At 67.5% G+C, this 21472-nt stretch carries 22 protein-coding genes and 1 tRNA gene; 13 read left to right on the forward strand and 10 right to left on the reverse strand.

The annotated features are described in order from the left end of the window. Positions 1-43 precede the first annotated feature (43 nt). Positions 44-820 (forward strand): GNAT family N-acetyltransferase, encoded by a 777-nt coding sequence (locus FB475_RS17515; protein WP_141857312.1) that lies wholly within the window; start codon positions 44-46, stop codon positions 818-820. 3 nt (positions 821-823) lie between these two features. Here FB475_RS17515 and FB475_RS17520 read toward each other — a convergent pair whose 3' ends face one another. The 3 genes from FB475_RS17520 to FB475_RS17530 are packed head-to-tail and all read right to left on the reverse strand — an operon-like array spanning position 824 to position 4520. Continuing rightward, a complete protein-coding gene (locus FB475_RS17520) occupies positions 824-1396 on the reverse strand; it encodes a TetR/AcrR family transcriptional regulator (protein ID WP_141857313.1) in 573 nt (190 codons plus the stop codon). Between the two features lie 10 nt (positions 1397-1406). Continuing rightward, entirely contained in the window at positions 1407-1943 is a 537-nt protein-coding gene (locus FB475_RS17525; protein WP_141857314.1) for a dihydrofolate reductase family protein, read from the reverse strand. A gap of 57 nt (positions 1944-2000) precedes the next feature. Further along, complete coding sequence (locus tag FB475_RS17530) at positions 2001-4520, reverse strand: Tex family protein (RefSeq protein ID WP_141857315.1); 2520 nt, start codon at positions 4518-4520, stop codon at positions 2001-2003. 150 nt (positions 4521-4670) lie between these two features. Here FB475_RS17530 and FB475_RS17535 point away from each other — a divergent pair, with 150 nt between their 5' ends. The 4 genes from FB475_RS17535 (at position 4671) to FB475_RS38120 (ending at position 6297) form a co-directional block, all read left to right on the forward strand. Then, on the forward strand, positions 4671-5069 hold the full coding sequence (locus FB475_RS17535; protein ID WP_141857316.1) for a hypothetical protein: 399 nt from the start codon (positions 4671-4673) through the stop codon (positions 5067-5069). 26 nt (positions 5070-5095) lie between these two features. Then, complete coding sequence (locus FB475_RS17540; protein ID WP_141857317.1) at positions 5096-5476, forward strand: hypothetical protein; 381 nt, start codon at positions 5096-5098, stop codon at positions 5474-5476. Then, positions 5473-6036, forward strand: a complete 564-nt coding sequence (locus FB475_RS17545; RefSeq protein WP_141857318.1) for a hypothetical protein — start codon at positions 5473-5475, stop codon at positions 6034-6036. Before FB475_RS17540 ends, FB475_RS17545 begins: the two co-directional genes overlap by 4 nt. Positions 6037-6162: 126 nt before the next feature. Further along, on the forward strand, positions 6163-6297 hold the full coding sequence (locus FB475_RS38120) for a hypothetical protein (protein WP_272952070.1): 135 nt from the start codon (positions 6163-6165) through the stop codon (positions 6295-6297). Between the two features lie 119 nt (positions 6298-6416). Here FB475_RS38120 and FB475_RS17550 read toward each other — a convergent pair whose 3' ends face one another. Together FB475_RS17550 and FB475_RS17555 are read right to left on the reverse strand one after the other, a co-directional pair. Then, positions 6417-7898, reverse strand: a complete 1482-nt coding sequence (locus FB475_RS17550) for a DHA2 family efflux MFS transporter permease subunit (RefSeq protein WP_141857319.1) — start codon at positions 7896-7898, stop codon at positions 6417-6419. A 60-nt stretch (positions 7899-7958) separates the two neighbouring features. Beyond that, positions 7959-8576 (reverse strand): DUF624 domain-containing protein, encoded by a 618-nt coding sequence (locus FB475_RS17555; RefSeq protein WP_238332195.1) that lies wholly within the window; start codon positions 8574-8576, stop codon positions 7959-7961. Positions 8577-8653: 77 nt separating this feature from the next. Here FB475_RS17555 and FB475_RS17560 point away from each other — a divergent pair, with 77 nt between their 5' ends. The 5 genes from FB475_RS17560 to FB475_RS17580 all read left to right on the forward strand — a co-directional run bounded on the left by FB475_RS17560 (position 8654) and on the right by FB475_RS17580 (position 14135). Further along, positions 8654-9727 (forward strand): LacI family DNA-binding transcriptional regulator, encoded by a 1074-nt coding sequence (locus FB475_RS17560; RefSeq protein WP_141857320.1) that lies wholly within the window; start codon positions 8654-8656, stop codon positions 9725-9727. Positions 9728-9844: 117 nt separating this feature from the next. Continuing rightward, a complete protein-coding gene (locus tag FB475_RS17565; protein ID WP_141857321.1) occupies positions 9845-11119 on the forward strand; it encodes an extracellular solute-binding protein in 1275 nt (424 codons plus the stop codon). Next, the gene (locus FB475_RS17570; protein WP_141857322.1) at positions 11116-12054 is read left to right on the forward strand and encodes a carbohydrate ABC transporter permease; all 939 of its coding nucleotides are present in this window, start codon (positions 11116-11118) and stop codon (positions 12052-12054) included. The genes FB475_RS17565 and FB475_RS17570 overlap by 4 nt, the downstream gene beginning before the upstream one ends. Beyond that, positions 12047-12949 carry a carbohydrate ABC transporter permease gene (locus tag FB475_RS17575; protein WP_141857323.1) on the forward strand — a complete coding sequence of 301 codons (903 nt, stop codon included), beginning with the start codon at positions 12047-12049 and terminating at the stop codon, positions 12947-12949. The genes FB475_RS17570 and FB475_RS17575 overlap by 8 nt, the downstream gene beginning before the upstream one ends. A gap of 352 nt (positions 12950-13301) precedes the next feature. After that, positions 13302-14135: a nitroreductase/quinone reductase family protein gene (locus FB475_RS17580; RefSeq protein ID WP_141857324.1), complete on the forward strand. Its 834-nt coding sequence runs from the start codon at positions 13302-13304 to the stop codon at positions 14133-14135. Here the strand turns inward: FB475_RS17580 and FB475_RS17585 are convergent. From FB475_RS17585 to FB475_RS17595, 3 genes are all read right to left on the reverse strand, one after another. Continuing rightward, positions 14130-14759, reverse strand: coding sequence for a class I SAM-dependent methyltransferase (locus FB475_RS17585; RefSeq protein ID WP_238332196.1), 630 nt, complete (start codon positions 14757-14759; stop codon positions 14130-14132). The two genes, FB475_RS17580 and FB475_RS17585, sit on opposite strands and share 6 nt — an antisense overlap. A gap of 168 nt (positions 14760-14927) precedes the next feature. Beyond that, complete coding sequence (locus tag FB475_RS17590; protein ID WP_141857326.1) at positions 14928-17258, reverse strand: ABC transporter permease; 2331 nt, start codon at positions 17256-17258, stop codon at positions 14928-14930. After that, positions 17255-17947 (reverse strand): ABC transporter ATP-binding protein, encoded by a 693-nt coding sequence (locus FB475_RS17595; RefSeq protein WP_141857327.1) that lies wholly within the window; start codon positions 17945-17947, stop codon positions 17255-17257. The genes FB475_RS17590 and FB475_RS17595 overlap by 4 nt, the downstream gene beginning before the upstream one ends. A gap of 142 nt (positions 17948-18089) precedes the next feature. Here FB475_RS17595 and FB475_RS17600 point away from each other — a divergent pair, with 142 nt between their 5' ends. Genes FB475_RS17600 through FB475_RS17610 form a run of 3 tightly spaced genes read left to right on the forward strand, consistent with a single transcriptional unit; the run spans position 18090 to position 20334 of the window. Next, positions 18090-18866 (forward strand): sensor histidine kinase, encoded by a 777-nt coding sequence (locus tag FB475_RS17600; RefSeq protein ID WP_141858032.1) that lies wholly within the window; start codon positions 18090-18092, stop codon positions 18864-18866. Beyond that, positions 18863-19513, forward strand: a complete 651-nt coding sequence (locus tag FB475_RS17605; protein ID WP_141857328.1) for a response regulator — start codon at positions 18863-18865, stop codon at positions 19511-19513. Before FB475_RS17600 ends, FB475_RS17605 begins: the two co-directional genes overlap by 4 nt. 8 nt (positions 19514-19521) lie before the next feature. Beyond that, positions 19522-20334 carry an aminoglycoside phosphotransferase family protein gene (locus FB475_RS17610; RefSeq protein WP_141857329.1) on the forward strand — a complete coding sequence of 271 codons (813 nt, stop codon included), beginning with the start codon at positions 19522-19524 and terminating at the stop codon, positions 20332-20334. 46 nt (positions 20335-20380) lie between these two features. Here the strand turns inward: FB475_RS17610 and FB475_RS17615 are convergent. Together FB475_RS17615 and FB475_RS17620 are read right to left on the reverse strand one after the other, a co-directional pair. Continuing rightward, positions 20381-20468: transfer RNA gene (locus FB475_RS17615), tRNA-Ser, on the reverse strand. Positions 20469-20538: 70 nt separating this feature from the next. Beyond that, complete coding sequence (locus FB475_RS17620) at positions 20539-21354, reverse strand: TIGR03620 family F420-dependent LLM class oxidoreductase (RefSeq protein WP_185759285.1); 816 nt, start codon at positions 21352-21354, stop codon at positions 20539-20541. Positions 21355-21472 lie beyond the last annotated feature (118 nt).

The raw sequence follows: 21472 nt of genomic DNA on the forward strand, positions 1-21472 counted from the left end.
ACTCGCCTGACTGGTGGGTGGTTCGTCGCGTAAGGTCCGCGGCATGGAGATCGGGGCGCGGATCGCGCGGGCGCAGGTGGACGGGCTGTCGAGGTCGCGGCGGCAGATCGTCGCGGGGGCGTTGTCGGGCATGCTGCACGACCGCGACGACTGGTACCTGTCCGGGATGGTCGCCGCCGAGCCCGGCGAACCGTTCGACCCCGACGAGATCGCCGGATCACTCGCGATCATCCGACAAGCCTTCGGCGCCGAAGGACGCTGGCTGAGCGCGGAACTCGTCGAGGAAGCCAATCCCGGCCTGGCCGAGGTGCTCGAGTCGAACGGGATGACGATCGTCTCCCGCCTACCGCTGCTGGTCGTCGAGCCGGCCGACCTGGTCGTCCCTGAGCTCCCGGCGGGTGTCACCGTCAAGGTCGTCGAGTCGGAGGACGAGCAGAAGGTCGCGGACTCGGTGTCCTCCGAGGCGTACGAGATGCCCGGCGCCGGGTTCGCCTTCAAGCCGGACCCGGTCGACGGCGGAGCGGTCCTGGTGTACGCCGACGACGTACCGGTGGCGACCGCGGCGTGGACCGCTGTGGCGGATGCGGTCACCGAGATTGCGGGCGTCGGTACGCTGCACGCTCACCGCCGCCGCGGGTACGGCGCGATCGCCACGGCGTACGCGACTCGGACGGCCTTCGAACTGGCGGGTGCGACGCTTGCGTGGCTGACGCCGGGTGACGACGGAGCGGACCGGGTCTATCGCCGGCTCGGGTACACACCGAAGGCCACGGCGGTGCACCTGGGCGATCCCGGTGGCCATCTGGCGGACCTGCGCTGAGGTTTACGGCTGCAGGATGCGGGTGAGAGTGGTGTGCAGCGACTTGTAGGCGGTCCGTGGAGTGAGGCGACCGGCGGCGACGGACTCGCCTGCAGCGTGACCTAGCGAGATCAGCGTTGTGACCAGCCAGTGGACCGAGAGCTCACGGGTGATCTCGCCGGTCCGCTGACCACGCCGAATCAGCGGCTCGAGGCGGTCCGTCAGCGGATTGTGGCGCGCGTCCGCCGGGCCCGTCCGGTCGGCATGCAGCAGGATCGGATGCTGCTCGAACGTCCGCCACCCCAGGTCGATCAGACCGAGCGCATTGCGCAGCGCCGAGCCGTGATCGAGATCCAGGTCGTCGATCGCGTTCATCAGCTCAGCGGTCAACTCGTCGAGTACCGCATTGACCAGCGCATCGCGCGACGAGAAGTGCGCGTACACCGTCTGCCGGGTGACCTCCGCGGCTTCGGCGATCCGTTCCAGGCTCGCGTCCGGGTCCTCGTCGAGCAGCTCGACGGCCGCGGCGAGGATCGCCGCCCGACTGCGATCGGCGTCCGCCCGGCGCCGCCGCCGTACCGGCTCGTTCTCTGACACCTTGTCAAGGTTAGCGGTGACGGTAGATCAGTAGGGTGACGCCGCTCGGGAATGAGGTCGAGGTATGCAGGCGCAACGACTGGGGTGAGCCGTCCGGGAACAGCCGGCGGCCGGTGGCGACCACCGTCGGGTAGACGAACAGGCGGTACTCGTCGACGAGCCCGGCGGTGATCAGCTGATGGGTCAGGTCGATGCTGCCGGTGCAGACGATCGCTCCGCCGGCGGTGTCTTTCAGGCCGCGTACGTCGTCCACACCGCGAAGGATCGTCGTCGGGGTCCAGCCCGGATCCTGCAGCGTCGAGCTCACGACGTCCTTCTGGACCTTGTTGAGGTACGACGCGATGCCGCTCGGATCGTCCGTCTGCGTGGGCCAGTAGCCGCGCAGTTGCTCGAACGTCACCCGGCCGGTCAGCAACCCGTCCGCTCGCGCCATCTGCTTGCGGAGCGCCTCGAGCAGCTCCGGTCCGCCGTCGGCCGGACCGAACCAGTCGCCGGCTTCGATCACCCCGTCGACGGTGATGTTCTGGGTGACGACCAGGTCGCGCATCGGATCCTCCTCGCTGGATTTACCCGGTACGTCGGAGTTGGCCGCCACCCGTCGACATCAGCGGACGGTGAAACCGGCTTTGCGGAAGGCGTCTGCGAGCGAGGTCTCGTCCATCGAGGTCTCGGCCTGCTTGCCGCCCCGGTCGGGCTGACCGCCCCGACCCTGGCCCGCGCCTTGACCGCCGCGACCTTGACCCCCGCCTTGACCCCCGCCTTGACCGCCGCCTTGACCCCCGCCTTGACCGCCGCGCGCTTGTCCGCCGCCTTGGCCGCCCGGGCCACGGCCCTGGCCGCCCGGTCCGCGACCGCCCGGGCCACGACCCTGCCCTTGACCGCCGCGGCCGCCGCCTTGACCCCCGGCTTGGTTTCCGCGGTTCTGGCCGCCGCGACCACCCGGGCCGCCGGCGCCGACCTCGTCGTCGAGGCGGAGCGTGAGCGAGATCCGCTGCCGCGGGATGTCGACCTCCAGGACCTTGACCGTGACGATGTCGCCGACCTTGACGACCTCGCTCGGGTCCTTCACGAAGTTCTTCGACAGGGCGGACACGTGCGCGAGCCCGTCCTGGTGCACGCCGATGTCGATGAAGGCTCCGAACGCGGCCACGTTCGTGACCTGACCCTCCAGCCGCATCCCCGGCTTGAGGTCCGCGATCTTGTCGACACCCTCCGCGAACACCGCGGTCTTGAACGCCGGCCGCGGGTCCCGCCCGGGTTTCTCCAGCTCGGCCAGGATGTCGGTCACCGTCGGCAGACCGAACATGTCGTCGACGAAATCCGCCGCGTTCAGCCGCTTCAGCTCGGCCGAACCGATCAGCGACTTCACGTCCGACCCGGTCGCGTCGAGGATCCGCCGTACCACCGGGTACGCCTCGGGGTGCACGCTGGACGCGTCGAGCGGGTCGTCGCCGTCGGGGATCCGGAGGAAGCCGGCCGCCTGCTCGAATGCCTTCGGACCGAGCCGTGGCACTTCGCGCAACGCCGTACGGGACTTGAAGGGGCCGTTGACGTCGCGGTGCTGGACGATGTTGTCGGCCAGGCCCGGGGTGATGCCCGAGACCCGGGTGAGGAGCGGCGCGGACGCGGTGTTCAGGTCGACGCCGACCGCGTTCACACAGTCCTCGACGACCGCGTCGAGCGAACGGGACAGCGAGTTCTCGGGGAGGTCGTGCTGGTACTGCCCGACGCCGATCGACTTGGGGTCGATCTTCACCAGCTCGGCCAGCGGGTCCTGAAGCCGGCGCGCGATCGAGACCGCGCCGCGCAGCGACACGTCCATCCCGGGCAGCTCCTGGGACGCGAACGCGGACGCCGAGTACACCGACGCGCCTGCCTCGGACACGACAGCCTTGGTGAGCTTGAGCTCGGGGTGCTTGGCGATCAGCTCGGCGGCCAGCTTGTCGGTCTCGCGCGACGCCGTACCGTTGCCGATGGCAATCAGCTCGACATTGTGCGCGGCGGCGAGCGCGGCCAGCGTGGCGATCGACCTGTCCCACTGGTTCTGCGGGACGTGTGGGTAGATGACGCCGGTGTTCACGACCTTGCCGGTCGCGTCCACGACCGCGACCTTCACACCGGTCCGGAAGCCCGGGTCCAGGCCCATCGTCGCGCGGGTGCCGGCCGGAGCGGCCAGCAGCAGGTCGCGCAGGTTGGCCGCGAACACCCGGATCGCCTCGTCCTCGGCGACCTGCCGCAGCCGCATCCGCAGGTCGATGCCGAGGTGTACCAGGATCTTCGTCCGCCAGGCCCAGCGGACGGTCTCCACCAGCCACTTGTCGGCCGCGCGGCCCCTGTTCTCGATGCCGACCTTGCGGGCGATAGTCGTCTCGTACTCCGTCGGTCCGTCGGCCTCGACGCCCGCCGGCAGCGGCTCGACGGTGAGCGTCAGGACGTCCTCCTTCTCGCCGCGGAACAGCGCCAGGATCCGGTGCGACGGCATCTTCGTGAACGGCTCGTCGAACTCGAAGTAGTCCGAGAACTTCGCGCCGTCGACCTCCTTGCCCTCACGCACCGCCGACGCCAGCCGGCCCTGCTCCCAGAGCCGCTCGCGCAGCTCACCGATCAGGTCGGCGTCCTCGGCGAACCGCTCGACCAGGATCGCCCGGGCGCCGTCGAGCGCGGCCTGCGGGTCCGGGACCTCGGCGTTCACGAACACCGCGGCGGCCGCGAACGGCTCCACGTCCGGGTCGGCCATCAGGCCGTCGGCGAGCGGCTCGAGACCGTTCTCCCGGGCGATCATCGCCTTGGTCCGGCGCTTCGGCTTGAACGGCAGGTAGATGTCCTCGAGCCGGGACTTCGTGTCCGCGGCGAGGATCTGCTCCTTCAGCGCGTCGTCCAGCTTGCCCTGGCTGTCGATCGACTCCAGCACGGTCTGCCGGCGTTCCTCCAGTTCGCGCAGATACCGCAGGCGCTCCTCGAGGGTCCGCAGCTGGGCATCGTCCAGCATCCCGGTGACCTCTTTGCGGTACCGCGCGATGAACGGGACCGTCGAGCCCTCGTCCAGCAACGCCACCGCTGCCCGCACCTGGTTCTCCCCGACCTCCAACTCGCCGGCAATCCGCTGCTCGATCGACTGCACCACCACTGTGTCCGTTCCCCTCTACGCCCAACAACCACCGAGCATTCTGCCCCGTCCAGACCCCATATCCTTCCCCATCCCACCCCCCACCCCGAAACCCGTCCCACCCACCTGTGCACAACCCGTGCGATCATCCTCTGGGGAGGGAATCAGATGGGACAGTTCGACAAGTACGTCGACCGGCACGCAGACCCGCCGCTTGGTGTCACGTGGATGTTCGCGCTCGCAATCGTGGGCGGGACGCTCGTGGATGCGATCCTGCACCCCTCGGCGCCGACGATCGCGCGGGCGATCTACGGCATCTTCTTGGGATTCGTCCTGCTCAGGCCGTACGCCGCCAGCGGCCGTCTCGACGGCTGGTCGGAAGCCCACCGGCCACTCTCGAATCTGCTGCATTTTCTCTTGTTCAGCATCGGCGGTTTCGCGGTGCTCACCTGGATCCTGCCGCCGATCACGAGTGCGCTGCTCGCAGTACCACTCACCCTGCTGCCCGTCCTCATCCGCCACGTCGTCCGCCGCAACCGCCGGCACCGCCCCGCGATCAGGCAGTGACCGTGCCGCCATCAATCCGGGCAGGGGTGGACAGATTCATCGATGCCACGAATCGTCCGCCGTCGAAACCGATACGGGTGTTCGGTGTCGTTGCGCCTGTGCTGATGATTGTCCAGGCGGTCGGCAGCCGCCGCTTGGAAGACATCCTGACTGCGATCTTCTTCGTCGTCGTGCTCCTCCCACCGGCCATCGCGCCGACGGCGTACCGGTCTCGCCTGGCGGCTCTCGACAAGCATCTGGTTCCCAGCACGATCTTGATGTTCATCGTTTTGCTGTGCAGTCTGTTCGTGCTTCTGACGGAATTTCTGAGCCGTTCCGTCAGCCTGTACGTCGCAGTGACAGCGGCACTCGTCCTCACAGCTGTGGGGGCCGTCCTGCACAGTAAGCGCCTCCGGTCCGCCGAGTGAGCGGGAACGTCGACTGGCCTGGTCGGGGGCCGACCTGGCTGGGTGTGCCGGCTCTCGTGCTCGCGCTGGTCGGAGTGCTTGGTCTGGCCGAGTTCTCGTCCCGCGAGAGGCTTGGTCGCGAGCTGCTGAATTCCGGCGTGCGGACAACCGCGACGTCGGTGCAGGTCGATGTCGTACCGGGCAAGAGCAGCCCGTTCATCGACGACGTACAGGTCGAGTTCCTCACCCCTGAAGGTCGGCGAATTCAAGCCGTTCTCGACAACGAGGAGGACGATCGCCAAGGCATGCCGGAGGGTGTGCACCCGCCCGCGCCCGGCACCCGCTACGCGCTGCCGTTGCAGCTGGCGTACCGCAGTATCGACCCGTCCGTCGTGCTGGCCGTCGTCGACGCAGAGGAGTGGACTGCAGACAAGGCGACGCCCCGCATCTACATCGGGCTGATTGCGGGAGGTGGTTCGCTCGTCCTGGTGGCAATGGTCCTGCTCACCGTGGGAGCTCGTCGTCGGGGTCTCGCGTGGTGGCAGTGGTACGCCGAGGCGCCCGGTCGGCATCGGCTGTAAGTGGGAGAGAGCAACCTATGGACGTCGTGAGGCGCTGGGGCGCTGAACTGCGTGAGCTGGACTCTGGCGCTCGCGGTGGGTGTTGCGACGGCCGGAGCTTCTGTACGGCCTGACAGAGGCGCAGGGTTGGCGTCAGCAGCTGACAGGCGTCTCGGATTCCTCGCGATCTCCGGGATTGCCGAGGACTGGAAGTTCGGGTTGGCCCTGGTGATCGGCTTCGCCTGTCTGACCGCGGTCCAGGCAGCGATTCGCCGCCTGTAAAAGACCCCGTTCACTCGGTCGCTCGCATTACTCCGGTAGGTGAAGTTCGTGAGTTCGACGCCTGAACGGGGAACTCCCCGCGACCACACCGGGTCGCGGGGAGTTCGTTGTGCTGAGTGTCAGGCTGCTTCGCAGAGGAGGTCGTCCTGGTCGGGGGCGGGAGCGGTCTGCTGCTTGGTGGGGCGCATTACGGTCAGGGCGATGGCTACTGAGGCGGCGACGATTACCGCCGCGATGGCGAAGGAGAAATGGTAGCCGTCGGTCAGGGCCTCCAGTGGGGACTTGGTGCTTGTGGCGGTGCGGGTGGCGGAGAGGGTTGCCAGGATGGCCAGGCCGAGGGCGGCGCCAACCTCGCCCATGGTGCCGATCAGGCCGGAGGCCAGGCCGGCGTCTTCGGGCTTCACGTCCGCCATCGACAGGCCCATCAGTGCCGGGAAGCAGACGCCGCCGCCCAGGCCCAGCAGGATCAGTACGGGCAGCACGTGGATGAAGTAGTTGCCGCCGACGGGAGCCTGCGTGAACAGGGCCAGTCCGACGACGATCAGCGACAGCCCCACGATCAGCGGACGGCGCGGTCCGAACCGCATCACGAGCTTCTCGGAGTACTTCACCGACAGCAGCCCCATCACCACGGTGGTCGGCAGGAAGGCCAGCCCGATCTCCAGAGCGTCGTACCCCAGGACCCGCTGCAGGTAGAGCGAACCCAGGAAGAAGATGCCGAACATCCCGGAGCTCGACAGTGCCTGGATCAGGTTCGCGCCGGTCAGCGTCCGGGAGCGGAAGATCCGCAGCGGTACCAGCGGGTTCGCGGCGGTCGCCTCGCGGACGATGAACGCGGCCAGCAGCACCAGCGTCACCCCGGTCAGCAGCAGCGTCCGCGGAGCGGTCCAGCCCAGCTCGGCGGCCGGCTTCACGATCGTGAACACGCCGACCATCAGCGCCGCGGTGATCAGCACAGCACCCGGTACGTCGGTACCGCGCCCCAGCCCGAGGCCCTTGTCCTTCTCGATGAACCTGAACGCCAGAACGGTCGTCAGCGCACCGATCGGCAGGTTCACGAAGAAGATCCAGTGCCAGCTGATCGCCTGCGTCAGTACGCCGCCGGCCAGCAGACCGATCGACCCGCCGGCGGAGGCGACGAATGCGAACATCCCGATCGCCTTCGCCTGCTCCCGCGGCTCCGGGAACAGCGTCACGATCATGCCCAGGATCACTGCGGAGGTGAGTGCGCCACCAACACCCTGCAGGAAGCGGGCGATGACGAGCACCTCCTCGGAGCGAGCCAGGCCGCAGAACACAGAGGCGGCGGTGAAAACGATCAGTCCGGCTGTGAAGACGTTCCGCCGGCCGAGGAGGTCACCCAGGCGACCGGCCAGCAGCAGGAGGCCGCCGAACGCGATCAGGTACGCGTTCACGACCCACGCGAGTGAAGAGCTGGTGAAGCCGAGGTCGTCCTGAATGGCCGGCAGTGCCACGTTCACCACGGTCACGTCGAGCACGATCATCAACATGCCCGCGCAGAGGGTGTAGAGGGCCAGCCAGCGCGAGCGGCCGCCCTGCGCGGCCGGCGTCGTCGCCAGGGTGTCGGTCGTCGCGTACATTCCGGTTCTCCTTGCAGTTCGTCGTAGTGGCCTTACACCTCTACGTCGAACTGGGAGGGCTCAGATTGACACGTCTTCAGAAGTTTTTTCGCGCGGCGGCCGAGATAGCCAGTACGCGGTGAGCGCCGGCACCAGACCGCTGCCCACGACGAACAGTGTCGGCACCTGCGACGCCAGGGCGAACCAGGTGAGTAGCAGGACAACACCACCGGCCACGGGCAGCGGCCGGCGCAGCAGGAACAGGTTGGCCGACCGGAACAGCTCCTTCATCGTCGCGGTCGGCTCCGCCTGCGGAAGGATCGCCAGACCGCTCAGGTAGAGCCCCAGGATCATGCCGGTGAGCGGGATCAGGATCGCGAGCGCGAAGATCCGTACCGGCCCGGACGCGTACGCCCAGAAGGAGATGCCGAACGCGAGCATCAGCCCGCCCGTCCACAGGCCGAAGCCGGGCAGCCAGTACTGCTTCATCGTCTGCCGGAATTCGCCCAGGAACCGCCGCAGCAGCTTCGGCCGCTCCTGGCTGATCGCGTCCGGCAGCACCCGCTGCAGCGCGAACGCGGCCGGGAACAGGGTCAGGATGCCGAGGCTGATCACCAGGAACGCCAGCTGCAGCATCAGCAGGTCGCCGACGACCGCCAGCTTGGTCAGCACGGTGTTCGTCCGGTTGGCCTTCTGCACCGATCGTCTCCTCGTTCCGTACGGGCGGGTCCTGATCGTATGATCACGAACAATCAGAAACCAGATCAGGGGGCCGCATGCTTGCACAGGAGCGCCACGAGCTGATCCTGCGCAGCCTGCGCCGTCACGGCCGGCTCCGGGTCGCCGACCTGGTCGCCGAGCTGGGCGTTTCCGCGATCACAGTACGCCGGGACCTGGCCGAACTGGACTCCGCAGGCCTGCTCCGCCGAGTGCACGGCGGTGCGATCGGGACCGCCGCGGCCGACCAGTCCGGCGCCGGCAGCCGGCTGACGATCGGCATCGTGGTGCCGAGCGCGACGTCGTACTACTCCGACGTGATCCGCGGCGCCGAGGCGATGGCCGACCGGTACGGCGCCCGCCTGGTGCTGGGCGTCTCGTCGTACGACGTGGCCACCGAGCGCGAGCGGCTCGACAAGGTGCTCGGGATCGGCGTCGCCGGGCTGCTGCTCAGCACCGCGCTCGGCGACGGCGCGGCGGACCGGATGGACACCCGGCTGGACGACATCGACGTACCCGTGGTGCTGATGGAGCGCGCGTTCGGCTTCCCACAGATGCGCCGCGAGTACGACCACGTCCGGACCGACCACGCGTACGGCGCGATGCTGGCGCTGCGGCACTTCGTGGCGCTCGGCCACCGGCGGATCGCGATCAACCTGCAGTCCACGGTCACGGCGTACTGGCTCCGGCTCGGCATCGAGGCGGCCGCGAAGACGCTCGGCATCGAGGTGTTCCTCTCGCCCGTCGACCTGCCGGCCCGCGGCGACGACCCGGGCGCGGTCGCCCAGCTGGACGCGTTCCTGGCCGAGTGCGAGTCGTTCGGCAGCCGCGCCGTCCTCGTGCACTCCGACGAGCACGGCGCCGGCCTGGTCGAACGCGCGATGGACCTCGGCCTGCGCGTCCCCGAGGACCTCGCGGTGATCGCGTACAACGACGTCACCGCCTCACTGGCCGTCGTACCTCTCACCGCCGTCTGCCCGCCCCGCCGAGCCTTGGGCGAAACCGCCTGCGACCTCCTCCTTCGCAAGATCCAGTCTTCGAACACCCCGATCCAGCACCTGAGCCTGCTCCCCACCCTCAACATCCGCAGCTCCTGCGGAGCCGAGCAGAACCTCTCCGCGTTCCACTCTTGATCGAATGTGATCGTTCGAGCGCTGAGGTATTGACGGGGAAAGCCCTTTCCCATACTTTCGCTGCACTTGGGGCCGCACTGAGGCCCGGCTGAAGAACATCAGCGAAGGAGTTGCCCGGTGAGACGTGGAGTGGGACTGACACTGCTGGCGGCGGCGCTCAGCGTCGTAGTCAGCAGTTGTGGCAACGGGGTGATCGACAAGAGCACGGACGGTGTGCCGCCGGCCGAGGCGACCGGGACGTTGCGGGTGCTGATCCCGTCGTTCCCACCGAGTACGAAGGGGCGCGAGGCGTTCCAGAAGGTCGTCGACGACTTCCACCGGACCTATCCGAAGATGCGGGTCGAGCCGGACTTCGCGACGTACAAGAACCTGAACGAGAAGATGTCCACCTCGATCGCGGCCGGCATCCCCTACGACGTGATGGTGACCGGTGTCGGCTGGGTGCAGCCGTTCGCGTCCAAGCGGATCTTCGAGGACCTCGGCAACTACGGCGTGACGCCGGACTTCATCAAGGAGAAGAGCACCCCGGCGCTGATCCCGGCGGTGACGTACGACGGCAAGCTGTACGCCTACCCGCTGGTCGCCGATGCCCGCGCCGTCGCGCTCCGCAAGAGCGCGTTCATCGAGGCGGGGCTGGACCCGAACAAACCGCCGACGTCGCTGGCCGAGATCAAGGCCGACGCCGAGAAGCTGACCAAGCGGGATAAGAACGGCAACATCACCCGCAGCGGTTTCGACCTCGCGTCCGCGTCCGGCTTCCGGCAGTCGTTCACCACCTTCCTGGCCTCGACCGGTACGCCGCTCTACGTCAAGGGCGAGCCGAACTTCGACAACAAGGCCGGCCTCGACACGCTGCTCTGGATCAAGTCGATGATCAACAACGTCCAGCCGTACGGGCAGACGAACGCGGCGCAGCAGCCGCTGGTCCTGACCGGCGAGGCCGCGATGGGCATCGTGAACGGCGGCGTCGACTGCTCCGCCGACGGCATCGGCCAGAAGAACTGCGACGACCTGAAGTTCTTCCGCTTCAACAGCGGCAAGGAGATCGAGTACGTCGGCGGCGACCTGGCGTCGATCGGGTCCCGCAGCCGGCACAAGGACGCGGCCTGGGCGTTCATCCAGTCGCTGACGAAGCCGTCCAGCCTGGACATCGTCGCGAAGCTGAACAAGAAGATCCCGGCCTACAAGGACGCAAGCAACTCGCCGCAGGCCAAGTCCAACCCGCTCAGCCAGTTCGTCGCCGACGGCCTGGTGTACGCGGTCAACGAGAACGAAGTACCGGGCAACTGGCTCGAGATGCGCGGCAACTTCGACATCCAGCTCACCCAGGCGGTCCTCGGACAGAAGGATCCCGCCAAGGTGCTGCACAACCTGGCAGGACAGTCCAGATGAGCACAACTCTCGAACGTCCCGCGCTCGCGACCGCCGGCAAGACGGCGCCGTCCAAGGACAGCCGCGCGCTGGTCCGCAACCAGGTCTGGGCCGGCTGGGCGCTGCTGACGCCGGCGCTGCTGCACTCCGGCATCTTCATCGTGATCCCGGTGATCGCCGTACTCGTGCTGAGCCTGACCGACTACAGCTTCGGTGACTCCTTCGACTGGGTCGGCTTCGGCAACTACGCCGACCTGTTCCGGGACCCGAACTTCGGCGCCTCGCTGTGGCACACGGTGCTGTACGCGATCGTGGTGATCCCGATCTCGATGGCGATCTCACTCGCGGTCGCGATCGGCCTGAACCAGAAGATCCGCGGCCTCGGCTTCTTCCGGACCGCGTTCTACATCCCGACCGTGACCGCGACGGTTGCGGTGGCGACGATCTGGCTGTGGATCTACAACCCGGGCTCCGGTCTGGCGAACGGGTTCCTCAGCCTGTTCGGGTTCGCGCCGAACCGCTGGCTGGCCGACCCGGGGACCGCGCTGCCGTCGCTGATGGTGGTCGGTATCTGGCAGGGCCTCGGTACCAAGATCATCATCTACCTGGCCGCGCTCCAGGGCGTGTCCCGCGACCTGATCGAGTCCGCACAGCTCGACGGCGCCGGCCGCTGGCAGCGGTTCGCCAACGTCACCTGGCCGGCGATCGGGCCGGTGCAGTTCTTCGTCCTGATCACGTCGATCGTCGGTACCTTCCAGGTGTTCGACCTGGTGTACGTGATGACGCAGGGCGGCCCCGGTTCGTCGACCCGGGTGCTGGTGATGGACATCTACCAGAACGCGTTCCAGAACCTGAAACTCGGCTACGCGTCCGCCGAGACGGTGATCATGATGATCGTGATCGCGATCTTCATCGCCGCCGGACGCCTGCTCCAGAAGGCGGATACCAATGACTAGCGTTTCGTTGCCGGCGGTCGGTGCCGCTAAGCCGCCGGCCGTACGGGCCGGCCGGATCGTGCTGTACGTCGTACTCACGGTCGGCGCGCTGCTGATGATCGTGCCGTTCGTGTGGATGCTGCTGACCGCGTTCAAGAGCAACCTGGAGATCGCGAAGTTCAACTGGCTGCCGCAGGAGCTGCGCTGGCGGAACTTCGTCGACGCGATGCAGACCGCTCCGTTCCTGCGGTACTTCCGCAACAGCCTGTTCATCGCGGTCGGCGAGACGGCGTTCACGCTGGCGGTCTGTACGACGGCCGGCTACGCGCTGGCGAAACTGCCGATCCGCGGCGGCAAGGTGTTGCTGAACTACTTCATCGTGCTGCTGCTGGTGCCGTTCCAGATCATCCTGGTGCCGCTGTTCCTGATCGTGAAGTCGATCCCGCTGTTCGGCGGCAACAACATCCTCGGCCAGGGCGGCATCGGCTGGCTGAACTCGTGGTGGGGCCTGATTATCCCGCTCGGCGCGGCGCCGCTGTTCACGTTCCTGGCGCGGCAGTTCTACGTCTCACTGCCGGACCAGTTGGCACAGGCCGCCCGGGTGGATGGGCTGGGCGAGTTCGGCATCTTCTGGCGGATCATGACGCCGCTGATCAAGCCGGCGCTGATCACGATCGCCGTCTTCCAGATCGAAGCCGCGTGGAACGGTTTCCTCTGGCCGCTGATGATCACCACGTCGGACGAGATGCGCCCGCTCCAGCTCGGGCTGGCGATCTTCTCCCAGAACCCGGCCGAAATCCAATGGCCGTACCTGATGGCGGGCACGGCGCTGGCGACCCTCCCGATGATCGTGCTGTTCGTGTTCGCCCAGAAACGCTTCGTCGAGGGCATGGCAAACGTCGGGATCAAGGGCTGATGCCGACCCTCTTCGTAGACCTGGCCTGATCCTCGAACAGGTGCTCACCCCGCCCCGGGTGAGCACCTGCGAGGCCCCCCACTACATGCGGTGGTCCCGAAGAAGCACCGGAGCGTCCCCTCGGCCCCCCGCTGGGTCGCTCACCCGTCTTATCGCTGCAGTCCGCCTCCCGTTACAAACTTCGTGAGGCTTTTTCGCGGTTTCCGAGAGATACGACTTTCCGCATGCATCCGGCGACCGTGGGTGAGCAGGTAGGATCGCCGATGTGACTGCCGGGTCGGCTTCGAGCCATTACCGAGTTGGGTCCCCGGCTGCGTTCTGAGCGCCGCGCGGGCGCCGCCCGCTTTCTCTGATGTCTTTCATTCCCAGACGGCACCAGAGAAAGAAGCGAATCCTGAACGATTTCACCGCACGTCTCATCGAGGAGTTCAAGGCGAACGCCGGCCAGGTCGGCCCGCCCTTCGAGCACGCCCGCTTGTTGCTCCTGACAACCACCGGTGCACGTACCGGCCGGCCCCGGACCGCGATCCTCGGTTACTACCCGGACGGCGGCCGGGTCCTGGTCGTCGGCTCGGCCGGCGGCAGCCCGAACCACCCGGCGTGGTACCACAACCTGCTCGCCGATCCCCAGGTCAGCGTCGATGTCGGCCTGTTCAGCTATCCCGCGACAGCACTTGTACTGCGGGGCGCCGAGCGCGACGAGGTCTTCGCCCGGCTGGTCGAGGCCGACGCCGGGTGGGGCCAGTACCAGGCCGCCGTCACCCGGACCATCCCGGTCGTCGCACTGGTCCCGGGCGGACCACCTGGCGGGGGCAGGGGTTCGCTTGCCGAGGCCCTGAAGAACATCCACGCCGCGTTCCGCCGGGAGCTGGCCCTGATCCGGCACGAGATCGCGACGTCGGGCGTCGCCGGGCTCGGCGCTCAGCTCCGCATCAACTGCCTCACGCTCTGCCAGGGCCTGCACTACCACCACACCGGCGAGTCGACCATGCTGTTCCCGGGGTTGCTCGAGCGGCACCCGGAGTTGGCCGACGCGATCGCCGTACTGCAGCACGAGCACGAGCAGATCGCAGTACTGCTCGACCAACTCAAGCAGGAAGTCTCACTGGCCCAGGTGGACGAGCTGATCGCTCAGCTCAACGCCCACCTGGACCGCGAGGAGGCGGAACTTCTGCCTTATCTATAACGGCTTCTGGGCCAACAGGGCGTAGGAGTTGGGTAGACGGCCTTCCCAGGCGGCCGCGCGGTGGTCGTCCTGCGGTCGCCAGAACGGTTCGGCGTACTCCTCGAGGACCTTGAGGCGCAGGCCGGCCGCGGCGATCGCAGTGACGATCTGCCCGAGCGTCCACTGCCACTCCTGCGCACCGTTGCCAGGGAACGTGTCGTTGATGTGCGACGCGGCGAAGTAGCTCCGATCAGGGCGGATCCGTGGTTCGTCCGTGTCCCACGTCCACAGCGGTACGGCCGGGTGGGCCTCGTACACGAACAGATGCCCACCCGGCCGAGCGACGCGCACCACGTCCCGCGCCCACGCGTCGATGTCGCGCATCCAGATCAGCGCGCCTTTACCCGTGTACACCAGATCCGCCGACGCATCCTTCACCGGTACGCCAGGCACTTCCGCCACGACGTACCGGCAATCAAGCCCCACATCCCGCGCTCGCCGCTGCGCCGCGCCGGCCGCGACCGAGCTGTAGTCCACCCCGATCACCCGCCGAGCCCCAGCCTTCACCAACCCGACATCGTCGAGCCCGTGCCCACTCTGCAGATGCACCACAACCGGTGCGTCCGCCAACACAGCCTCCAACAACTCCCGCTCCCGCGGAAACAGTTGTTCGTCCCCCCGAGCCTCCGCGAGCAAGTCCTCATATTCATGAACATGCTTGGTAGAAGCCTGCTCCCAAACCACCCGATTACCCGCAACCACCTCATCCATACCCCAAGTCAGCCGGACCCCAGCGTTTCAAGCAACCGCTTATCACTCGTTGTGGAGGACTTGGGCGATGGTGGTGCGGGCCGCGGTGCGCGCGGGGAAGTAGGCGCCGGCGGCGGCGATGACGATGCCGGCAAGGATGAGGAGGGCGAGAAGGGTCGCCGGGTAGACGTGGAGCATGAAGTCGGGGAGTTCGACCTGGGCGCCGTTGGCCATCGCGGGTACGACGAGGCGGTGCGCGACGATCCCGAGCGGGATGCCCAGCACACTTCCGGCGGCGCCCAGTGCGGTCATCGACACCACGACCATCGCGGTGACCTGCGCAGGCGTCATACCGATCGACTTGAGCATCCCGAGGTCACGGCGGCGTTCACGGGTGTTGAGTATGACGGTATTGAACACCCCGAGCCCCGCAACAGTCCCGAGCATCAGCGTGAGCAGTACTACGGTCGCGATGACGATCGCCACGAACGAGCCCGATTCCTGTCCGCCGGTCTCGACCAGTCCCGGATCCTTCGCCTGCGCAGCCTTGACGAAGGCATCCAGGTCCGTGCCGGGCTTCACGTTGATCTCGTACAGATTGGCCCGCTGCGTGGGAGCGATCAGCTTGAGAGTGTCCCAGTTCGACAGCACCTCGTCGCCGGAGTTGTAGAGCGCCTTGCCGACGATCCGTACCGGGACGTTCTTGCCCTTCGACTGCAGCGTGACGGTGTCGCCGACGGCAAGTCCACGCTGGCGCAGGAATCGCTCGGACACGACCACCTGCCCGGCTCCGTCGAACCAGTGACCGTCGAGGAGCCGGAAGCCCACCTGCTCGACGTTCCCGCGGTAGAAGGAGACACGGAGATCCGTCTGCGTACCGGCCAACCGCATCCCGAGGTCGGTGCTCGGCGTCACCGACACCGCGCCGGGAATCGACCGCAGCAGTGCCTCGTCGCCGGCATCGTTCAGCTTGGCCGCCGGTGGGGCCTCAGCACCGGGAGGAGGTGAACCGCCGAACTGGGTCGGCGCGAACATCGCCAGGTCGACGGCACCGACCCGGCTGGCCGCGGTCTGGTACGTCGTCAGCGACTTGCCGAGCCCGACCGCCAGCGTCACGCTGGTCACCCCGAGTACGACAGCTGCCAGCGTCAACGCCGTACGCCCAGGCCGTGCGAACGGCAGGCCCAGCCCGAGGCTGACCGACCGCGGCAGCCGAGTCCCGCTGAGCCAACGCTGCGCCCGCAGTCCACGCCCGGCCCGCGGTGCACTGCCCGCGCTGATCGCCTGAGCTGCCGAGAGGCTCCGAGCTCGCAATGCCGGCAGCAGTGCCGCCAGTGCCACCAGCGCCGGTACGCCGACCGCTGTGGCGACGTCCACCCAGACCGATACCGACGTACCCTGCGCGCCGTAGTTCTCGAATGCCCTTGTCAGCAAGGAGTCCGCGAGTACGTTGCCCAGCACGATGCCGATCGCGCACCCGGCGACCGCAGGGATCGAGACCATCGCGAGGTAGACCATCAGCACCTGCGTCGGTGTGAAACCCAGCGACTTCATGATGCCGATGTGCTTGAAGCCGGCCACGACGGCGCCACTGATCACGTTGGCCACGATCAGCACTGCGACCGCCAGACCCAGCCAGCCGAACACCATCAGGAACGGCACGAAGGTGTTCGGCTGTCCAGCGGCGAGGGCCCGCAATCCCAGGTAGGACTGAGTGCCGACCACAGCGCCGGACGGCAGCCCAGCAGTCACCATGTGCTGGCCGGCCGACACCTGTGCGTTCGTAGCGGCCTGAGCGAAGCGGTAGAGCATCTGTGTCGAGGTCGGTTTCAGGGAGGCCATCTGCTCAGGCGTCACCCACGCGTCGGCCGACTGGCTGACGCTGAACGCGAATCCCACCACAGTCAGCGTCGGGCCGCCCGGTACGGAGATGGTCGAGCCCAGCGTCGTCTCTCCACGTGCGCCGGTGTCGGTGGGGTTCCGGTTCAGCACGATCTCGCCTGGCTTGGCTGCCCAGTGGCCCTTCCAGACGTTGAGCCGGTCGACCGGTCCGTCCGGGTTCGCCCGCCCCACCGTGAACAGGGAATCCGAATCGCCCTTCGGACTCGAACCGAGGTCGATCGTCGTCATCGCGAACGGCCCGGCAAATGCCTCAGCACCTGATGCTTTGGCTGTCAGTTGGATGTCGCTGACTTTGCTCCGGTCGTACGTCGCCACCAGGTGCGCGCCGCGCTGTTGAGCGTACGCATGGTCGAACGGACCGCTCGACGCAGCCAGCAGCGCCAGCGCGACCACGATCATCGTTGTGGAGAGCAGTACGACGACACCGATTACCACGGTCTGCACGCGCCGCCGCCGTACCGCGGCACGCGCCACCGGCCAGACGGCGCTCACGACGTACGCTCCAAGCTGCGCTCGTCGGCGATCTGCCCGTCGACGAAGTCGATGACCCGGCTGGCGCAGCGGGTCGCGAGCTGCTGGTCGTGGGTCACCAGCAGGAGCGTCTGCCCGATCTGGTTGAGGTCCAGCAACAGGTCCATCACCTGCTCGCCGGCGCGCGAGTCGAGTGCGCCCGTGGGTTCGTCCGCCAGCAGGATGGCCGGCCGGTTCATCAGCGCCCGGGCGACCGCGACGCGTTGACGCTCACCACCGCTCAGCTGCGCCGGGTACGTGTTGCGGCGGCCGGCAATGCCCAGCTCCTCGAACAGCTCGAGCGCACGTTTGCGCGCGGGTGCGGCCGACGTACCGGTGAGCTGTGCCGCCAGGGCGACGTTGTCGAGGGCGGACAGATCGTCCAGCAGGTTGAAGAACTGAAAGATCATCCCGATCCGCCGCCGCCGGAACAGGGCGAGTCCCTTCTCGTCCAGCGTGCCCAGGTCGTCGCCGTGGACTACGACGGAGCCCGCTGTGGGCCGGTCGAGTCCAGCGACCATGCTGAGCAGCGTGGACTTGCCGCTGCCGGACGGTCCCATGACGGCGACCGCCTCGCCGGCTTGGATCTCCATCGACACACCGTCGAGTGCCACCGATTCGCCGTACTCCTTGCGTACTGCGGTGAGCTGTACGACTGCCTGTTCCGTCATGCTGCTCACGCTAGGGCTGTGGGCGGCTCGGTCGCGTCAGCCTGCGGGGCTAATGTCTTCCGGCTGTCATCCTGGAGATGTACGGCGTGCGACTGCCGGATGATGCGGTCTCCGGGATCCGTTTGGGACAGTGGATCTCGTGATGTGGTTCCTTGTCGCACTGCCGACTCTGGTCGCCGTTGGGCTTGCGTACGCGTACGTCCGGGCGCGGCGTGCGCACGCGCGCGCTCTGGAGGAGCGCGGGTGGCTCCTGGAGCGCGAACGCGAGACCGCCGCGCAGAGCGCTGTCGACGCGGAACGGGCCCGCATCGCCCACGACCTGCACGACATCGTCAGCCACAACGTCAGCGTGATGGTCATCCAGACCGGTGCGGCCCGGCAGGTGCTGACTACGTCTGTTGAAGATGCAGAGGCTGCACTGCTCGCCGTAGAGGCAGCAGGTCGCGACACCATGGCTGAGCTGCGGCACCTTCTCGGAGTACTCGCTCCCAAGGGCGACAGCGACGTGCTCTCTCCACAGCCGAGTCTGACGCGGTTGAGCGAGCTGATCGACCGGATGGCGTTCGCCGGCCTGGCGGTCGACGTACGGATCTCAGGCGACCCGTGCCCGCTGCCGACCGGTGTGGACGTCACGGCGTACCGCATCATCCAAGAGGCACTCACCAATGCGCTGCGCCACGGGGACGGGGTCAAGGCCGAAGTCACGGTCCGCTATGCGCAGCACGCGCTGCGGGTGGAGGTACTCAACACAGGCCCTAGCGTTCTGACGGGTGGCCGGGCTCCCGCTCCGGAGGGGGATGGGCGTGGACTCCTGGGCCTCAAGCAACGAGTAGCCGTGTACGGCGGGCAGTTCGACGCGCGACGCCGCCTTGGCGGAGGGTTCCGTGTCCGCGCCAAGCTTCCGCTGGAGCGCCCGTGACTCGCGTAGTGATCGCAGACGACCAGGCCCTGGTACGCACCGGCTTCCGCATGATCCTCACCGCCCGCGGTATCGAGGTAGTGGGCGAGGCCGCGGACGGTGCCGAAGCAGTGGACGCGGTACGGCGCCTGCACCCGGACGTCGTACTGATGGACATCCGCATGCCCACGATGGACGGACTGGAAGCCACCCGCCGCATAGCCGCCATACCGAGCGAGTGCCGCGTCCTGATCCTCACGACCTTCGACCTGGACCAGTACGTGTACGCCGCCCTGGCCGCCGGCGCGAGCGGCTTCCTGCTGAAGGACGTCACGCCTGAACACCTGGCAGCCGCCGTACGCCTGGTAACCACCGGCGACGCCCTACTGTCCCCCTCCATCACCCGCCGCCTGGTGGAACGCTTCGCCACCCCTCAACCGGCCCTGCACCGAGACCTCTCCACCCTCACCCCCAGAGAACTGGAAGTCCTCACCCTGATGGGCCAAGGCCTCTCCAACGCCGAAATAGCCACCACCCTGACCCTGAGCGAAGCCACCGTCAAAACCCACGCCGCCCGAATCTTCGCCAAACTAAACCTACGAGACCGCTCCCAAGCCGTAGTCCTCGCCTACGAAACGGGCCTCCTGACCCCAGGCGAGGGGAGATAGCCTGTCGCATGAGGGAAGACCTGCTCGCCTGGGCCGCCACCACGGTCGGCCCGATCCTCGAAGTCCACCCGCTCCACGACAACCAAGGCCCCTGGCGCCTCATCACGCGCAATACGTCCGCCGTACTGCGCGCCCCAACACTGCGTGTAGGCCCCGCAATGATCGCCACCGGCGCCACAGCCCTGCAGTTGGCCGAGCGCCACCACCTACCGGCACCCCGCCTGCTCAACGTAGACCTGTCCGGCTCGCACGCCGGCGTATCCGCGTCGCTGGAGACTGACGTCCCCGGTACCACCACGTGGCCCGCCGCCACCCCCGAGACCCTTCAAGCCGCAGCGGACGCCCTGACCCGCGTCCACAGCATCGCGATGGACCCGCAGGAACACCTCCCGTTCCGCCCACGCCCCATAGCCGTAGACGACTTCGCCAGGGACCGCCGGACAGGCCGCATGCCCACCACCCCACTCCTACGAGAGGCAGACGACCTGATCCGCGCCCACGGCCGTCCCGCAGAACCCACCGTCTTCCTCCACGGTGACGTGTGGCCCGGCAACCTCCTCTGGTCCCACAACAGGCTGGCTGCCCTCATCGACTGGAAAACAGCCGGCCTAGGTGCCCCCGGAGTAGACCTCTCCGAACTCCGCAAGCAGGTAGCCATCACCTTCGGTCCCCAGGCCCTGACCAACTGGCCCCAAGACTTCCCCCACACCGCCTACTGGGACGCAGTAGCCGCCCTCAACACCACCACGACCCTCTACTCCCCACAAGCCACCACCCGCCGAGACACCTTCCTCCGCGACGCCCTCAACCACCTGCGCTAACGACAACGGGCGACCCGCAGAATGGGAGCCGCCCGCAGTCAACAACTGGCGGAGGATACGAGATTCGAACTCGTGAGGGGTTGCCCCCAACACGCTTTCCAAGCGTGCGCCCTAGGCCTCTAGGCGAATCCTCCAAGCGGAGAGGATACCGGGCGGTGGCTGGGAATCCGAAATCGGGGGCCGGGCGTCAGGTCGGTGGAGCAGCTAGTCGAGTAGTACTGGCGACAGCGCTCGCCACTGCTCGATCGGCTGTGGCCCCGTCTCGCCGGTGATGACGTTTACTGCGACGTGGTGGGCGCCGGCGTCCAGGTGTTCCGTCAGCTTGGCTTTGATGTTGGCGGGGGTGCCCCACGCGGCCAGTGCGTCGATCATGTGGTCCGGTAGCTCGGTCAGGTCGCTCTGGTTGAAGCCTTGGCGCTGCAGCGAAGCGACGTACCCAGGGATTGTGGTGAAGAAGCTGATGGTGTCCCTGGCGATCGCACGGGCTCTGTCTGCGTCTGTCTCGAGTACTACTAGGTGACTGACGGCGAGGAGCTTGTCCGGGCCAAGAACCTTCCGGGCTTCGGCGGAGTACGCCGCACTCGTCAAGAACGGGTACGCGCCGGCGGAGCGCTCTGCGGCAAGCGCCAGCATCCGCGGGCCGAGTGCGGCGAGCACCCGGCGTTCTACAGGTACGTCGAGCTCGTCCAGGTAGCTCTTGAGCCTCGCAATGGGATTAGCGCCATGAGCACCGCCCAGACCGACGGTGAACCGACCCGGCGCAGCCTCCTCCAGAGCGGCGTACGTCGTGCTCACCTCGGCCGCGCTGTACTTCACCACCGCCAAGATCCCGCTCACGAACTTGATCGTCGACGTAGCGCCGACAAGATCGGTGATCGTCTCTAGCCCGGGCAGCGGCCCGCCGGACAGCCAGATCACCGGCCATCCGAGCTCCTCGGCCGCCCGCGCGGCGGCGAGCGAATCCGCGCTGCTGGTCAGCCCCGTGGTGATCCCAAACCGCCCAAATTGATGATCCGTCACCCAATCAGCTTGGACCGTCGCCGACAGATCCGCATCAGTGTTCGCTCAGAGCGAGCGCGGTACGTCGTATCCCGGCCGGCCCCGACTCCGATTCCCGGTTGGCGCGGCCCATCCCGTA

This window comes from Kribbella jejuensis, from assembly GCF_006715085.1.
Taxonomy (GTDB): domain Bacteria; phylum Actinomycetota; class Actinomycetes; order Propionibacteriales; family Kribbellaceae; genus Kribbella; species Kribbella jejuensis.

Excerpts from the sequence above, each read along its gene's own strand:
- FB475_RS17515 (WP_141857312.1), top strand. The coding sequence starts at position 44 with ATGGAGATCGGGGCGCGGATCGCGCGGGCGCAGGTGGACGGGCTGTCG.
- FB475_RS17525 (WP_141857314.1), bottom strand. The coding sequence starts at position 1,943 with ATGCGCGACCTGGTCGTCACCCAGAACATCACCGTCGACGGGGTGATC.
- FB475_RS17535 (WP_141857316.1), top strand. The coding sequence starts at position 4,671 with ATGGGACAGTTCGACAAGTACGTCGACCGGCACGCAGACCCGCCGCTT.
- FB475_RS17550 (WP_141857319.1), bottom strand. The coding sequence starts at position 7,898 with ATGTACGCGACGACCGACACCCTGGCGACGACGCCGGCCGCGCAGGGC.
- FB475_RS17560 (WP_141857320.1), top strand. The coding sequence starts at position 8,654 with ATGCTTGCACAGGAGCGCCACGAGCTGATCCTGCGCAGCCTGCGCCGT.
- FB475_RS17570 (WP_141857322.1), top strand. The coding sequence starts at position 11,116 with ATGAGCACAACTCTCGAACGTCCCGCGCTCGCGACCGCCGGCAAGACG.
- FB475_RS17575 (WP_141857323.1), top strand. The coding sequence starts at position 12,047 with ATGACTAGCGTTTCGTTGCCGGCGGTCGGTGCCGCTAAGCCGCCGGCC.
- FB475_RS17580 (WP_141857324.1), top strand. The coding sequence starts at position 13,302 with ATGTCTTTCATTCCCAGACGGCACCAGAGAAAGAAGCGAATCCTGAAC.
- FB475_RS17595 (WP_141857327.1), bottom strand. The coding sequence starts at position 17,947 with ATGACGGAACAGGCAGTCGTACAGCTCACCGCAGTACGCAAGGAGTAC.
- FB475_RS17600 (WP_141858032.1), top strand. The coding sequence starts at position 18,090 with ATGTGGTTCCTTGTCGCACTGCCGACTCTGGTCGCCGTTGGGCTTGCG.
- FB475_RS17610 (WP_141857329.1), top strand. The coding sequence starts at position 19,522 with ATGAGGGAAGACCTGCTCGCCTGGGCCGCCACCACGGTCGGCCCGATC.